We start from the raw sequence: 15,814 nt of genomic DNA on the forward strand, positions 1-15,814 counted from the left end.
AGGTTTTAAATGAGCTTTTTGAGGCTTATTGAATTTGGTCGAAATAAATAAATATCTTTATAGGTCTTAACAATAATATTTGCATTTGAAAACCTTATTACAACATCAAAAATCACGAAGAATCTTTTTGTTATTAATTGCTGTTCTCTTGATAGCGATATTTTTACTTAGAAGCTTTGTTTTAATCAATTTTCATGCGCAAACTCTGAATGGCGTTACGACAGAGGAACCTATGTGGCATGCACTTGCTACCAGATTATTGGATAGTATTTTTGTTTCTCTATTTGTTACCGTCTTTATAGGAATATTTATGTTTTACATTGAAGTTCCAGATGAGGATAAAAAATTTGATATAGTAGAATCTTTACGGCTTGGTGAGTTATTTGACCGGAGTCTCTCACAAACAGATAGCTGGCATTTTAGTGGCGGGATGGGAAGACATACAAGAGCAAAAACAATTCCTTACTTCCATAAAGGTTCAAAATCTTCTAACCAGCAAAAAACAATCAAAATCCAATTGATTGACCCTGCAGATGTTGAATTATGTCAAACCTACGCTAACTATAGAAAAAGTCTGCGGTCCGCACAGGGAAGTGAGCATGCTTGGACTGCAAATTTTGTTCGTAGGGAATTGCTAACCACTATCATCATTGCAGTCGTTTATCGGTCGATGAATCAATTATTAGATATAGAAGTCCGGTTAAAAAATAGTTTTTCAACTTTAAGAATCGACATGAGTTCTTCAGTAGCGATAATAACAAAAGAAGATAAGAATGAACCTGCCATCGTTTGTCGTGATGGATCTTTCTTATATAAGGCGTACAAGGAGGAACTTGTGCAGTCATATAAATCCCAGCAACCTTTGAAACTATCAAATTTCGATCTCGATATTTCCTCGCTTAGTGAAACAACAGTTGAGCGAATTTTGATTGATTTAAATCTTAATAACGGATTAAGTTCGACTGACTATAAAGCAATCTGTAAAACGATTAAAGACAATAAAAATCCTTATGCATGATGTAGATTTTGACCTTATTCGAGGCTTTTACAAAGTTCGAGATATAAAAAACTTAACGAATAACGCTAAAAAAATCATATTACTGGCTTTAGAATCAAATTGCCTGCAACAGAAGATGTACTACCATCCTCTTAGTTTTTGTTACAGTGTACTCCATAAGTTTCCTAACAATGAAACGATACGTTTGCATATTTGGAATACACAAATATATGACATCAAGCCACCGCTAGATATTCACGACCATTATTACAAAGTCAATAGTTTTGTTATTTGCGGTTGTATAATCAATCAGCTTTACCAGGTAAACGAAACCGCTAATAATTCGGAAATGAATTTATTTGAAGGGGGTTATAGTAAAAGCGGTGACAGGGAACTTATTAAAACAACAAAGGAGTATGAAGTTATAGCTAATAAATATGAAACTTATTGTATGGGTGAGATTTATACGATTGAACATGACGAAGTTCATTCTGGTGGATCAGTTGACCATAAAATTGCGGCGACATTGGTTTATACGGAGCAACCGCTGGACCGACCTCCTTTAGTATTTGGGCGTAAAGATTTACCAGACACTTTGATGTATAATCTTCAACCTGTCAGTAATGATATTTGTTATCAATTGCTATTAGGCGTTAATCATGAAATAAATGCGACTTTTACAGCTAAGAATCTTCAGACGAAAAAATGATAAATGAATCCAGCGTTATAAATAAGAATAGTTTACCATTCCTTCGGTGGACTGGTTCTAAGCGCTGGTTTACTAAAAATCATATAGATAAATTTTTGCCCCCAACTTTTAATTCATATCACGAGCCCTTTCTCGGCGGTGGCGCGGTTTTCTTTCATTTACAAGGTAAAAATAACCAAGCAATAAGGTATTATCTATCTGATACAAATGAAGAATTAATCAATGCCTATCTACAGATCAGAGATAATCCTTCCTTAGTAGTAGCATTTCTCAAAAATTACAATAACAATGAGATAGATTATTATAAAGTCAGAAGCTCCAGACCAGATTTGCCGGCACAACAAGCTGCAAGGTTTATTTATTTAAACAGAACATCTTTTAATGGCATATATAGGGTAAATAGCCACGGAGAGTACAATGTTCCCTATGGAAAAAGACAGCGGGTAGATTATGTAACTGAACAATTATTATTGGACGTAAGTGACCAATTACAAGGGGTTAACTTGATCAAACAGACCTTTGAAAAAGCACTTTTTAACATCAAAGCAAATGACCTTGTTTTTCTTGATCCCCCATATACTGTAGCACACGAGAACAATGGCTTTATAGAATATAATCAACAGTTATTTGCTTGGGAAGATCAAGTAAAATTGCGCGATTTTGTTGTTGAAATTCAAAATCTCGGCGCCTATTTCTTATTAACGAATGCTAGCCATAAATCTATTGTTGATCTATATGATGGCATTGGCCAGATAGAAAAAGTATCTAGAATAAGTCAAGTAGGCGGAAGAAATAAGACCAGGGGCATGTATAATGAACTTATTATCACAAATATAATTTAGAATGGCAGTCAACACGCTTAAAATTGCTGTAATCAGTGACTTGCACTGTCACCCATTGGAAAAGGATTTTAACAAAAACAATACGCTCTTGTTTAGTGATGGCCTAAGGCTCCCTACGACCGAGCATCCTGTAGAAAATCTGCTTGAAATCATCGAGAAAGAAAAAATAAAAGTCGATTTAGTCCTAAGCCCAGGTGATTTTACACACCAATCTAACCGGCAAGGTTTATTCTCAGGATGGTCTTATGTTAATGAAATTGCAAGGGCGTTAAAAGCCGACGACGTTATAGCCACCATTGGCAATCATGATATAGATTCAAGGCATACCTATTCAAATTATAGTTTTGAAATCCCTAAAAAGGTAAGTCAAAGCTTCCCACTCCACAAAGACAAGCTTAAATCTTTTTGGGACACTGGATTTACTTTTATAGATGAATCAGAATACCTGATTCTAGTGGTAAATAGCACACACTTCCACACTCACTATAATAAAGATAATCCAGTTGAGAACCCTGCTGTAAAAGGAAAAATGGATCTTAGTCAGATTGAACAGATCGATAAATATTTGTCCGAGAATTCAGTTGATACAAAAATTAAAATTGTCTTAGTCCATCACCACCCAATTCAACACTCCCGCCTTAAATTGGGTGAAGAAGATGTTATTGAAAACGGAGATTCATTTATGAACGTTTTAGGTAAACATCGTTTTGATCTTGTAGTGCACGGACACAAACACGATCCGTGGCTTAGATATATCCCTAGCGAAAATGGCTTTGCTATGCCGGTTCTTTCATCCGGGAGTTTTTCTGCTACAAATCAAACTCTTTGGATCAATAAGTTTAATTATTTTCATGTCATAGAAATTGTTAAAACTGACAACCACCCGGCAAATGGCACAATTGAAACATATACTTTTAAAAAGCTTATTGGTTGGGCCAAAGGCCGGGACGATGGATTTTATCCATATTCTGGATTCGGTTACAAAGAAAGTTTAACATCTATTGTCGAAGAACTAAAAAAGCTTGTTACGGAAAACACAGTAATGGTTAAATGGGAGGTAATCATCGCACAAATTCCGCAGATCAAATTCCTAACCCCGGATAAATTGGATGAGTTAGAGGAACTTCTTAGCAAAGAAAACATATTGACTACAGGCAAAATTGGCATCAAACCTAAACATTTCTACTATGAAGGAGCTTGATAATTATTACAACTCATATAATGCCAGGCATCTAAATCCAGCAGAGGTCGCTAGAAGCTTTATTTATTCAGGTGCATTTCAAAAGTTAATTACTAATGATCATGCCATAATTTTAGGAGCACGAGGTTGCGGTAAAACCACTTTGATGAAGATGCTTACTTTGCCCGCTTTAAATAACTGGCAACATGAAAATGCAACTGATATTCGCCAAAATCTGCCATTCTTTGCAATTTATGTTTCTACCGATATTTATTGGGATGTAAAAAATCAAACATATAGCTCGGAACTTAGTGCATTTGGAAATCTTTCAGATAGGATATCTCTATTTTCTGTAACCAGTAATGTTTTTAATTCGCTATGCGACACGTTTTGCAACATTTTGGAGTTTCACCTACACACGGACGATGAAGCCAAAGAGATTGAATTATGTCGTTACTTGATAAAAGCATGGAAATTAGACTCTACAGCGCCTAAATTAGAATATGTAAAGGAAGCCCTAAATGAAAGGGTGGATATGGTAAATCAGTTTATACAGGATATAATATTTAACCACAAGGAAGGCGAAGCCATAAAAACTCCAGATTTTTTCAATTTATCCTTTGAAACATCGTTAGAGTATGTCATTCCGATTTTTGAACGCATTTATTCAATTAGTGGACAAAGAAAATGGGCATTGTGCTTCGACGAATTAGAGTTTGCACCACTATGGCTTCAAGAAAAATTATTTAAGTCACTTCGTAGTCGTACTCAATATATCTTATATAAATTAAGTGCAAGCCCTATTTTACCATTAGAACTTGAAAAATCTTTAAAAAGCGAGTACAGTCCAACATCTGGAAATGATGTTACAATAATCAAAATGTGGGGAACTGGTGATACGGATGAATTTTCCAGAAAGATTATTGATGCCTGTCTAGAAAAAAACATCGGCAACATTGATTCTAAAGCATTCTTCGGTTCTAACGAAATTTATAATAAAAGTTCAGATAGTTATGAACATGGAAGCAAGTTCTACAACGAGATGCTTGCATTACTTAAAAAGGATGAATCTTTTGCTCAATTTCTTGAGAAGAAAGACGTTGATATAAAAACGGCAGAACCAACGGACAGTCAAAAAGACGTATTGTTTAGAAAAATAAAACCTGTCGTAAGTTTTAGAAATTACTATTTGTCTGAAAACAAACGAATTAATGGCAAATACAAGACAGGATATAGAGGGCGTAAAACAGGTGAATTATATTACGGGATTGAAATCCTTACTAAAATTTGTGACGGTAATCCCAGGTGGTTAATAGCCCTAATTACTGCAATTATAACAAAATCACCCAACTATCCGGTACCAGAAAAAGTTCAATATGATGAAATTATTAATACTTCTAAACGCTTTAAAAATGTCATAGCAAATATTCCAACCGGGCCTTCATTGAAGGTGCCGTTAACTGATATTATAGATAGGTTAGGGAGCTACTTTAAACAGCAAGTTTTAGGTCCAACATTTAATCTTGATCCCAAAGGGACATTTATTGTAGATGAAAATGAGCATGACATTTCTGACGAAGTTGTAAAGTTATTAGAGAAAGGAATATCACAAGGAGCGTTAATATTGGTTGAAAACAATGCAGAAACCTTTGATTTTGTAATACGTGGCAAAAGATTGAAGCTCGCCTATTTGTTTTTTCCTCTATATGATCTGCCTGTTAGAAAATATACAGCATTAAAAATGAGTGAATGCCTTAGAGGGCTGCAACTCACCGAAAGTGGTCAAACCTCATTATTTTAACTATGGAACTAAAATACGGTAGACAGATAGAGTTAAATGAGATCGAATCAAAAACAATCCATTTATTTCTATTCGCATGTAATCACGAGAAAAGGGTATACTCAGTTTATAATAATATCGCACAAAAGAATAACATCACCAAAGCTGTTGGCTTATGTTACAAGTCTCCGTCTAAAGCAGTTTCTCAAGGTATTAATCTTATTGCAATAAAGAACCATACAGAAATTTACAATTTACTCGATAAGGAACTATCAAAGGCAACAGGCGATGAGGTGAATATCTTAGTTGATTATTCTTGTATGACGAAGTCCTGGTATTATTCGATCATTTTATATTTAAGTAAACGGGATACTAGTTTGAAACTACTGGTTGCATATTTTATTTATACACCTTCAAAATTTTCAAAACCTCATAAACCGAAGTATAATACTGACATAGCCCCACTTCCTGGCAAGTATGTTGTTCCTACTAACAAACCTAAAGCGTTAATCGTTTGCTTGGGTTACGAGCAAAAGAAAGCAGAGGGAATTATTGACCACCTAGATCCTAAGGTATGTTATTTATTTTACACCAAGCCCACATTTGACCCCCTCTTTGTTGCGACTATTGAAGACAACAATAAAGATGTTTTAGATTACTATTCAAACGTAGTGACGTTTCCTTTCAATGATTTATTATTCCTTGAAAGACAACTAACATCTCTTTACTATCTACTGAAGGATGACTACAGCGTTATTATTGCGCCACTCGGCCCTAAACCATTTACATTTATCGCAATGCTATTATCAGTTCGCTTTCCGGATATTGACATTTGGCGCGTAGGCTCAGGCAGTGATATTAATAGATACAAACGCGAACCTATTTCTGACGACTTGTTTTTAATTCACGAAGTTGTTTTCCAAGCAACTGAAGAAGTAAACTGATATTCCTAGCTTCCCGACTTTCAAGGATGTAAACCAGTTAAAAAAACTGGTTTACATTTATCAAAATAACAAAGCGAAAGATTTTCAAAATCACTCAAAGTTTGTCAATCAGTTTAAACACTCTAAATCCTCCACAAAACGGATTGAAAATCTTTTCTCCCAAGCACAAATTATTAATCACAATGAAGACTTATGTTTATCTGAATAACAAGGTACAAACTTTCGTTACACCGACCATTTAAACATTTTGTAGCTCTATCCATTTTTTGACCGTATGTCTATGCACCTTTAACTTTCTGGCAATTTCTACTTGCTTCACTCCTGAAGCAATCTGTTCTTTAATGAAATTTGTATGGATTGCCAAAATTGGATTGCTTTTTTTGCTACCCCTGGGACGTCCCAGAATTATACCTTCCGATTTTTTTCTAGCCAAGGCCTCCTTAATTCTTTGAGAAATCAATGAACGTTCAATTTCCGCTGAAAGACCAAATGCAAATGCTAGTACTTTGGAGTTGATGTTGTCGCCTAACTCATAGCCTTCCTTTATGGCAAATACCCTCACTTGCTTTTCCATACATTGATTTAGAATACTCATGATTTGCATCAAGTTACGCCCCATACGTGATATTTCTGAGACAATTAGTATATCATCATTATTAAGCTTATTCAATAATTTCCCAAAGGATCTTACAGAAAGTTCCTTTCTGGAGCTAATTGTTTCTTCCACCCATCTAGAAATATCAAGATTTCTTTGCTGGGCAAACTTTAGGATTTCAAATCGTTGGTTTTCTACTGTCTGTTTATCCGTGCTTACTCTAAGATATGCGTATATCATTTTTGGCTTTAATGTATAAACAAAACACCAGTTTTTTATCGACCGTAGAGCAATAAGTATTTGTTGATAATAAACACCAGTTTTTTACCAACGATAAATCATTTATACTTAGTAGTGCGACTCCAGGCTATTTGACGGCCTTTTTAAACTCTAAACTTTTCAAATTTACATTCAAGGAATATTTCCCTGAATTGTTGGGCGATGCAAGAGAAATACGAAAAGTTTTCTTCGAAACTATCACCATCAAGCCCTATGTCAACACAGAAATATTTGATTTAAAAGTTGTAGCAATAGAGCGAAAAAAAGCGGAACGTCTCTCCACACTTAATGATGAGCAAGAAATAAACAAGTTAATATTTGAGCATTATGATTTAACGACTTCTGAAATTTCAATTATTGAAGATTCGTTCTCTGTATCAGTCTTTTCGGAAAAATCGACAAGTTTAATTTCGGAATCTGTAAGTGTATAGATATCTGCTAATTTTCTGTCTATTTTATGCTGAATTGATAGAGTTTTCAAACCTGACGCCTTTGCATTAACCAATTCCAACAAGTAATTTTCGAATAAGAAATCAGTCTCATTATCTATGTTCTTCACGGCGACGGTCTCAAAGAAAACCTTGCTCAATTCACGGGTGTCTCCCAGAAGCTCTGGGAAATATTCTTTAAAGGCAAAACGAAATAGGGAGGAGCTTAAAAAGGCAGTTAAGTAACTAAGCTGGTTACCCGTTATAACAAAACATTTTTGGTTGGTAAAAAACTGGTGTTTATCATATACAAAAGGCAAGTATTTCGTCATGTTAGGATAAATGATCTTAGGCTTTAAAAAGTCCTCATAATACGCGATACTATCCTGAGTTTCGAACCACTTATACGAGCCAGATTTACGTCCTTTCCATTTGCCTAATCTTTCGTCATAATTTTTGGGCTTAGGCTCAATGCGCTCTTTGAACTGCATTAGGTGCTCTTTTACACCTGGATATTGATCTATATCGATATTGAGTGCCGGGAATGTTCCAATTAACCATAGATCATTCCATTCAGGAATATATGCTTTAATATCCTCTCCCCTTAGAAGAGGTTTAATTAGATGAGCGCTTGTTGGGTCTTTGGCAATAATTGCCTCTTTTATATTAGTACGTATTATAAAAGCTTCGTTACAGCCGGTGAGTATCCCGCGATTGATCTTTACGTCCCAATCTTTCAATGGTTTCCCTTGTGCAACTATCTTTTTTATCAATTCATATTCATCTTTTTGATAACAGACCCAACTTTTTTTGCCTGGGTTTTCGACATCAACTGAGAAATACTCTATGTAATCCTCCAGTATAGTATTCATATCAAAAGAGTCGTTAACCCTGCACATTTTTATGGTAGAAGGAGCGCCCGTATTCTGAAGGAACAGCATATTGGTATAAGTCGTAGCAGAATCAAAAATTTGCTTCATGCCGAAGTCAACTACAAGTAATGGTTGACTATTAGTGGCAAGATAATCCCTAGTGCCTTCACCATAATCAGTTCGCATCCATTTATTGCTCGTTATGAATGCCAAATGGCCATTGGGTTTAAGTAGGTTTAAGCCATGCTCATAAAATAATTGATAGATGTCACCTGTTTTAGAAAATGTTTTGAAATCTTGTTGCTCAAGTCCTTTTTTTACGGTCTCATTCAATTTTTGCAATTGTATGTAGGGAGGGTTGCCGATAATTAAATCAAAGCCTTCAAATTCACCACTATTGTGCAACACTTCTGGAAATTCGAACCGCCACTCAAAGGCGTTTTTATAAACCGCGTTATTCTTTATATCTTCTACTACCTGGCCAAATTTCTTAACCTTTGTTGTTAGTACATTAATGCTGTCATTGTATTTTTTATTTTCCTTGGTAGTTAGTTCAAAAATTCCGAGCTGAGCAGTCATTTTTCCCAATTCGCTTTTAGCGTTATACCAGTTCGTATAGTCTTTACTGCTTTTGTGTATCTCAGTTTTAAAATCCGACTTGATACTATTGATAATAGCCTGTAGATCGCGCTTTACCTCCCGGTTCTTTGCATTTTTATACTGATGAACATAGTTTCGATATGTTTTGATGTCATATTTGACACTTTTTAACGCCTTAGTTAGGTCGGAATCGAGTTTGAAGCGGCTTAACAAGCTATTACCTGATTTAATATTAATGTCAATGTTTGGGAGAGTTTCCAGTTCCGTATACATTGATTCTTCTCTATAGTATGCGTTTTTCAATAATTCGATCCATAAACGCAAACGACAGATTTTAACCGAGTTCGGATTGATATCTACACCAAAAAGACAATTTTCGATTATTAACTGTTTTTCATGAAAAAGTGTTTTTTGCAAATGTTGGATGTCTTTTGAAGCTGGCTTACAGTCCTTAAGTTTATAGCCAAGCAGATTACCTTTAGGATCCGTGATAATAAGTTCGTCATTAATCACATCAAACTCATAATTACTAATACTATTACCTTCATGATCAGCCAATATGCCTAGCTCTGCTTTGATATGGATGATTTCGTTCAGAGCAGAAACCAAAAAGTGGCCAGACCCAACCGCTGGATCACAAATCTTAATTGAATTAATGATTTGGTTAGCTTCTAAAACTTCACCTACTTTGAATAGGCGTCGGGTATAATTTCGAAGGTCTTTAAAATTGTCAAAAAGCTTTTCCCCAGAACTTGCTAACGCATCATTAAATTTAGAGACCACAGCTTCCCGAATTATGCGTTTACACATATACATGGTAATAAAAGCGGGCGTAAATATAGAGCCGTCTTTATAACCATTTATCTTTTCAAATACCGTCCCTAATACCGAAGCACTGATAATTGTTTTATTCTCTTCTTGTACTTCATCATTCCCCTCACTCGCAAAATCATAAGCATCCAAAAATTGAAAAATGTAATCCAGGGTAGGTAGTGTTCCTTTATTTTTTTTTGTGTCTTTTAATATGGTCTGAGAATAAAGTAAAATTTGCTCGGCTTGCTCAAGCGCCTGTACTCTGATAGTTTGATCTTCAAGTTCGTTTATATCAAAAAGAGAACTATTTAAATATGGAACTAATGAATATTTGGTTTTCACGTTGTCCGTTCGCTCGTCCACAGGTACCGCTAATACTTTATGAAACAACTTGTATAGTTCCTTAAAATTGGGTATCATCTGGCTGTTGAGGAAGTTATAGGCTTCATCACCGTCATGATATGTTTTAAGTTGCCCTTCAAGTAGTTTCAAAAATAAAATACGATTGATCCAAGTGATACATAACTCTAAGGCGATGGCGAAGGTTCGCTGTTCCGAATCTGAACCATAACTGGAAATGTCGGTAACATGGTGCAAAACGTCTTCTGTCTTTAGGGCATCAATTGTTGCTTCTATTAACGAAGCAGCATGTCGATCTTGCTTTTTTCTTCTTATAACAGCCTTGTTATTCTCCTTAGCTTCTTCAAGACCAATGATGTGCAAAAGTTCTTTATAGAACTTTTCATTTAGCGTGTTACCATCATTTGGGGCAGCAATTTTTAATAGATATTGTGGTGACAAAACTCTAAGCAGAGCATTCAATTGCTTATCATCCTCCTTTTTGTTTTCCTTTATTATTTTAGCATACGACCTAATATCAAAATGAACACAGGGAATATCAATTTCCATATTTGCCAATATTTTGCGAATTTCCTCATAAAAGAAGGGGTTATCCTTACGGTCATTAATATAGGTATCATATAAACGTTTAATAGCTATATTTCGGTAAATGTGTTTATCGAAATAGTTAGCATCAATAATATACCACTCATAGATATTTGTTATTACCAGTTTTTTAAGCTGGTTGTTTCCTGCTCGGTTTCGCTCATCAAGATAATATAGGATTAATTCATACATAGCCTTTTTATTGAGACTCGTTGACGTAATCATTTCGTGACCGTTGTTCGGTCGCTTAGCCTCGATAATAACACCAACATCGCTAACGGTAGACTTACCAGTATGGATAACCAAGTCCTTTTTGTCTTTGGTATTAATTGCATAATGATCTCGGTAATAGGTGTCGCGTAGGAAATCACGAATGTCATTCTTCAAATGTTCCTCAGTCTCATCCTTTGGCCGGTTCTCGATTACACTGATTTTATCAAGCAAAGCGGCTAAATTCAATTTAAAAAGATCTACTTCACTTCTTAATGGCTTTTGTTTAACGAAAGCCTTAACAGCCTTTTTAGGTGATTGTATTATCAGATTTATCATTATTAGGCTAATGCGATGGTTGATGAATAAATAAAGATATTAATTATATACTTCAAGAAATTAAAGTCCAGGAGAAAAAGGCAGGAACGTTATACCAATTATAGCAAAACATGCTTTGCAAGGCTTTACGCACCTTGATTTAAAATACCAAAGCAATAGATTTTCAAAATCACTCAAAGTTTATCAATTCGGCTTAAACGCTCCAAATCTTCCACAAAACGGGTTGAAAATCTTTCACTTTCGGGTGTAAAAATATATTATAACATACTATAAATCAATTTATTAATACCAAAACATAATTTAACAAAAGTTCGTCCCTACTTTAGTTAATTTCTTAATAGGCTGATTTTCAAATCTAATCAAATCTGCAGTTAAAGCGTGGCGGCACCGAAGCTGGATTTTTGAATGTTCAAAAAAGGCAATAGCAGAAAAATTCTTTAACCTAGGCTACTACTTCCCTTTTAGATCAGGTCGGAATTAACTCAATTCTCATATGCCAAATATGGTCAGCCCTTTTGCGAATTGTTCAGCAACAGCTTGATTTGCCGCATCGATATATTTGTCTATGATCGGGTCAACAACTGTTCTTAATGGTTCTTGCCTTTCTGTATCAATTAGCATTACGGTTACATCTTCAACATCTTGCGGATTTGGATTTTCACTTTAAACAAGGACCATGATGGCCCCTATCATTTTATTGGGCATATCAGCAAAGGTATCGTAATGCCGTGTAGGTATTGATTAGTGGTAATGAGGCGGGTTCAAATCAACTCTTTTGATAAAACACACAAATTCAGCTTAATAAATAAAAATATTTTTAAATATGCTTCATTATTTTAAAATAAATACTCACCTTTGAACAACACAACAATTTTATTGTGTCTATGATACCAGATTTTATAAATATTAAAGATGCTCCTTGGGCAGTATTGCCTGCCGGTATTCATACAACGAGTATCGGCCAAGTGCAACTACGCTTCGCTTACAATGAGCGGCGGCAGTTTCTTTTTCGGGGCTTGGAGGAAGCATTGCAAAATTTGTTCGATGCCGGTTGCCGGCAATGTTTTTTGGACGGCAGTTTTATTACAGCCAAACCGCTTCCCAATGATTATGAGCTTTGTTGGGATCCGGCATTTGTCAGCCCGGACATTTTGGATACCATCTTCCTGGACTTCGATGATATGAGGGCCGCGCAAAAAGAAAAATATGGTGGTGAATTTTTTCCCACTATTATGACAGAGGGGTTCTCTGGTAAACCATTCGTTGAGTTTTTCCAAACCGAAAAAGATACCGGGGCACGAAAAGGCATCATTCGGTTATTACATACATATTAAAAGTTAAGGCTATGATTACAAATGACAGGCAATATAAAATTGTAAAATCTCAGATCGAGCAATTTCAGCAGTCGTTAGACGAGCTTTTGAAAAATACAGAAGGGGCTTCAAATGTACATCCGAAAATTTTTGAAGCGAGCCGTAATGCAATCATTTCACAGCTTAGGCAGCTAAACGAAATGGTCACTGAATACGAAAGCTTGAAATCCGGTGAAGTGCTGGTCACTCCAATAAATAGTTTGACAGAATTGCCATTGGCGTTAATCAAAGCACGTATTGTCAATGGCTTAACCCAAGCTGAACTGGCAGAAAAATTAGGCTTAAAAATGCAGCAGATCCAGCGCTATGAATCAGAACGTTATGAAACGGCCAGTTTAAAAACATTAGAGAAAATAGCATCTCAACTTGGGATAGTATTACATGGAGATGTACAATTGGCTGCGACGAACAATAAAGAGTCATTAGACGTCAGCAAGTATCCATTCAAAGAAATGTTTAAGCGAAAATGGTTTACGGATTTTACAGGAGACCTAAATGCAGCACTAAAAAATTCAGCGACGTTACTTCATTGGCTTTTTGACCAGGCTAATCTGGACAGCCTGCAATTGAATTTAAACCGGCAAACACTCCGCACTAATAAAGAAATTGATTCTTTCGCGCTAAAAGCCTGGTACGCCAGGGTGTTGATCAAAGCGGTACATCAAAATGATATACCGCCATTTAACCAGGAGTCTATGACAGAAGACTGGTTTTCAGGCCTGGTTAAATTAAGCAGCTTTGTTGATGGGCTTCAACGAGTGACAGACTACGTTAACGAGGTTGGTATTCGGCTGATCATTGAAGAACAGCTCCCCGGCACCAAGCTGGATGGCGCCGCGTTGCTTGTCGCCAACCAATCGCCTGTTGTGGCATTAACGCTGCGTTATGATCGCCTGGATAATTTCTGGTTCGTCTTGTTTCACGAATTGGCACACGTGCGCTTACACCTGTCTCAGCACGCACCGGTAATTTTTGACGATCTGGATACTGATGCTAAAGGAATCGAAGAAGAAGCCGACAAGTTTGCTTTAAATCTATTGATACCGAACGATGTATGGCGAAAATCACTTGTTAGGTTTAGCCCATCTGAGGAGACTGTGCAGAATCAGGCAGCTGAACTAGGAATCAGTCCTGCGTTGGTGGCTGGGCGGATAAGACGGGAAACGGGCAAATATCACTTGTTAACGAATTTGGTAGGCAGCGGGGAAGTCAGAAAGGCATTTGAAAACGACTATTATCATTAAGCATATGAATAATCAATTTTATGTACCGATACTCAAAGCAAAATACGGCGAGTTCCAGGCTTTAGGGAAGCTAAGTATTCATGTCACCCCTCATGTTTGTCCTTTGATCGAACTGACGAAGGTCGCCTATGACCACCAGGAGAAAAAAACGCCACTGACGATAGAAGAACATCTGAACAAAACCGCCAAAAAACTTATTGAACACTGGCCACGCAGTCGTGCGTTTATCGATATGACACAAATTGCGCACCTACAGGCTGATGGTAACAGCACGATCGAATATTTCTATAAGCGTCTCTTTGAAAAGGGATTGACGCCGTTGCCCGTCTTTCGGATAAATAGTCCTGAGTTATTATTAGAGGGAATTGCCAAGATTCAGAAAAAATACAGTATCACTGGAGCCGGAATTCGCATTACGCTAACAGACCTATCCTCTCCCCAGTTAAAATCTAATTTGGACAAGGCTATTGCAGGCCAATCGGCGTCCATATCAGATATTCATTTAGTTATCGATCTGGCAGCACCGGAAAATTTTGAAGACTTGGATGCGTTAAGCGATGCCATTGTCTCCAGAATGGAAGTCTTCCCCTACTTTCAGAACTGGGCCTCTGTCTCCGTCTGCAGCAGCGCATACCCTGATCCTAAGCTGGTCAAAAAAGAAATCAATTACTTTCCCAGACATGAATGGGTATTATATGGACAAATTGCCGAGGAAATGCACGGAAAATCCTTTTACAGAGAAATCAATTATGGTGACTACAGTATCGTTGCGCCTGGTCATTTTGATTTCGATCCCATCAGAATGACCACAGCCGCCAAGATGATCTACACTACTACAGAAAATTATATATTCCTTAAAGGTAAATCATTGAAAAATAAAGGATTTCGACAATATATCGATCAAGCCTCTGAAATCGTAAACGCCGATTATTATTTGGGTGAACAATTTTCCGCTGGTGACTGGCAATTAAAACGCTGTTGTACCGATCAAAAAAACACTGGCACTGCAACCACCTGGAACTGGGTCGGCAATAATCACCATATTACGAAAGTAGTGAATGACCTTTTCGCCAGCCGCTCCGTTGCTTAATATAAGCAAGTGCAATGGGGCCAAACTGTTCCGATGTATATCTTTCAGCAACTAGCTCGTAAAGTTGTTGCTTATTCCTGCCTTTGGGAATAGATTTTCCGCTATGACAGATAAGAATTTCGTTAACCTCATCTTTCCAAAGTAATCTGGCAATTGAAATAATATCTCGTTGATCATTCCTGCTTGCAATCCTGTAATCTTCAAACGCATAACCGGCATTTTCATCCCCGGTAATGACATATACCCCCCACCATTCCGGCAAAATAGTTAGTGCTTTAGTTAAATGTTTAGCAGCTACGATAATATAAGCTTTATCGAAAATGGCACTATATGCTGCTACTTGTGCAGGTAGCCGATTCAGGTTATCATTTTGAGTCTTTATCTCGTAACCCACCATACAGCCATTTAACACGGCGATGTCAGCTCTGACAAGACCGTTTTGCAAGCCCAATTCATCTATAACAATCGTATTATCGTCCAGATGTTCCTTGGACAATACAGTTTGATGAAATATTGCTCTAATGATGTGGTCGCGCATAGCTGGGTTTCAAAAATAGAGTTTTACACCATCAAT

The 15,814-nt window shown here is 36.5% G+C and carries 12 protein-coding genes; 9 read left to right on the forward strand and 3 right to left on the reverse strand.

All coding sequences use genetic code 11. The annotated features are described in order from the left end of the window. Positions 1–85: 85 nt before the first annotated feature. From PQO05_RS22695 to PQO05_RS22720, 6 genes are read left to right on the forward strand one after another with little or no spacing between them, the layout of a single operon-like run. Positions 86–1,018 (forward strand): hypothetical protein, encoded by a 933-nt coding sequence (locus PQO05_RS22695; RefSeq protein WP_273629740.1) that lies wholly within the window; start codon positions 86–88, stop codon positions 1,016–1,018. Further along, positions 1,011–1,706, forward strand: coding sequence for a hypothetical protein (locus PQO05_RS22700; RefSeq protein ID WP_273629741.1), 696 nt, complete (start codon positions 1,011–1,013; stop codon positions 1,704–1,706). Before PQO05_RS22695 ends, PQO05_RS22700 begins: the two co-directional genes overlap by 8 nt. Further along, positions 1,703–2,548 (forward strand): DNA adenine methylase, encoded by an 846-nt coding sequence (locus tag PQO05_RS22705; RefSeq protein WP_273629742.1) that lies wholly within the window; start codon positions 1,703–1,705, stop codon positions 2,546–2,548. Before PQO05_RS22700 ends, PQO05_RS22705 begins: the two co-directional genes overlap by 4 nt. A 1-nt stretch (position 2,549) precedes the next feature. After that, positions 2,550–3,749, forward strand: a complete 1,200-nt coding sequence (locus PQO05_RS22710; protein WP_273629743.1) for a metallophosphoesterase family protein — start codon at positions 2,550–2,552, stop codon at positions 3,747–3,749. Next, on the forward strand, positions 3,736–5,529 hold the full coding sequence (locus PQO05_RS22715) for an ORC-CDC6 family AAA ATPase (RefSeq protein WP_273629744.1): 1,794 nt from the start codon (positions 3,736–3,738) through the stop codon (positions 5,527–5,529). Before PQO05_RS22710 ends, PQO05_RS22715 begins: the two co-directional genes overlap by 14 nt. A gap of 2 nt (positions 5,530–5,531) precedes the next feature. Then, complete coding sequence (locus PQO05_RS22720; RefSeq protein WP_273629745.1) at positions 5,532–6,452, forward strand: hypothetical protein; 921 nt, start codon at positions 5,532–5,534, stop codon at positions 6,450–6,452. A 238-nt stretch (positions 6,453–6,690) separates the two neighbouring features. Here PQO05_RS22720 and PQO05_RS22725 read toward each other — a convergent pair whose 3' ends face one another. Beyond that, entirely contained in the window at positions 6,691–7,287 is a 597-nt protein-coding gene (locus PQO05_RS22725; protein ID WP_273629746.1) for a master DNA invertase Mpi family serine-type recombinase, read from the reverse strand. A 364-nt stretch (positions 7,288–7,651) separates the two neighbouring features. Next, a complete protein-coding gene (locus tag PQO05_RS22730; RefSeq protein ID WP_273629747.1) occupies positions 7,652–11,533 on the reverse strand; it encodes a type IIG restriction enzyme/methyltransferase in 3,882 nt (1,293 codons plus the stop codon). Between the two features lie 884 nt (positions 11,534–12,417). Between PQO05_RS22730 and PQO05_RS22735 the strand changes: the two genes are divergently transcribed. From PQO05_RS22735 to PQO05_RS22745, 3 genes are read left to right on the forward strand one after another with little or no spacing between them, the layout of a single operon-like run. Continuing rightward, positions 12,418–12,867 (forward strand): DUF6932 family protein, encoded by a 450-nt coding sequence (locus PQO05_RS22735; protein WP_273629748.1) that lies wholly within the window; start codon positions 12,418–12,420, stop codon positions 12,865–12,867. 11 nt (positions 12,868–12,878) lie between these two features. Further along, entirely contained in the window at positions 12,879–14,150 is a 1,272-nt protein-coding gene (locus PQO05_RS22740) for an XRE family transcriptional regulator (RefSeq protein ID WP_273629749.1), read from the forward strand. Positions 14,151–14,154: 4 nt separating this feature from the next. Further along, the gene (locus PQO05_RS22745; RefSeq protein ID WP_273629750.1) at positions 14,155–15,240 is read left to right on the forward strand and encodes a beta family protein; all 1,086 of its coding nucleotides are present in this window, start codon (positions 14,155–14,157) and stop codon (positions 15,238–15,240) included. Here PQO05_RS22745 and PQO05_RS22750 read toward each other — a convergent pair. After that, positions 15,194–15,778, reverse strand: coding sequence for a sce7726 family protein (locus PQO05_RS22750; protein ID WP_273629751.1), 585 nt, complete (start codon positions 15,776–15,778; stop codon positions 15,194–15,196). The genes PQO05_RS22745 and PQO05_RS22750 overlap by 47 nt on opposite strands. Positions 15,779–15,814: the final 36 nt, after the last annotated feature.

This window comes from Mucilaginibacter jinjuensis (genome assembly GCF_028596025.1).
GTDB classification, from domain to species: Bacteria; Bacteroidota; Bacteroidia; order Sphingobacteriales; family Sphingobacteriaceae; genus Mucilaginibacter; species Mucilaginibacter jinjuensis.

What these genes read in the sequence shown, in the direction of transcription:
- PQO05_RS22700 (WP_273629741.1), top strand. Translation starts at nt 1,011, where the DNA reads ATGCATGATGTAGATTTTGACCTTATTCGAGGCTTTTACAAAGTTCGA.
- PQO05_RS22705 (WP_273629742.1), top strand. Translation starts at nt 1,703, where the DNA reads ATGATAAATGAATCCAGCGTTATAAATAAGAATAGTTTACCATTCCTT.
- PQO05_RS22710 (WP_273629743.1), top strand. Translation starts at nt 2,550, where the DNA reads ATGGCAGTCAACACGCTTAAAATTGCTGTAATCAGTGACTTGCACTGT.
- PQO05_RS22715 (WP_273629744.1), top strand. Translation starts at nt 3,736, where the DNA reads ATGAAGGAGCTTGATAATTATTACAACTCATATAATGCCAGGCATCTA.
- PQO05_RS22720 (WP_273629745.1), top strand. Translation starts at nt 5,532, where the DNA reads ATGGAACTAAAATACGGTAGACAGATAGAGTTAAATGAGATCGAATCA.
- PQO05_RS22725 (WP_273629746.1), bottom strand. Translation starts at nt 7,287, where the DNA reads ATGATATACGCATATCTTAGAGTAAGCACGGATAAACAGACAGTAGAA.
- PQO05_RS22730 (WP_273629747.1), bottom strand. Translation starts at nt 11,533, where the DNA reads ATGATAAATCTGATAATACAATCACCTAAAAAGGCTGTTAAGGCTTTC.
- PQO05_RS22735 (WP_273629748.1), top strand. Translation starts at nt 12,418, where the DNA reads ATGATACCAGATTTTATAAATATTAAAGATGCTCCTTGGGCAGTATTG.
- PQO05_RS22740 (WP_273629749.1), top strand. Translation starts at nt 12,879, where the DNA reads ATGATTACAAATGACAGGCAATATAAAATTGTAAAATCTCAGATCGAG.
- PQO05_RS22745 (WP_273629750.1), top strand. Translation starts at nt 14,155, where the DNA reads ATGAATAATCAATTTTATGTACCGATACTCAAAGCAAAATACGGCGAG.
- PQO05_RS22750 (WP_273629751.1), bottom strand. Translation starts at nt 15,778, where the DNA reads ATGCGCGACCACATCATTAGAGCAATATTTCATCAAACTGTATTGTCC.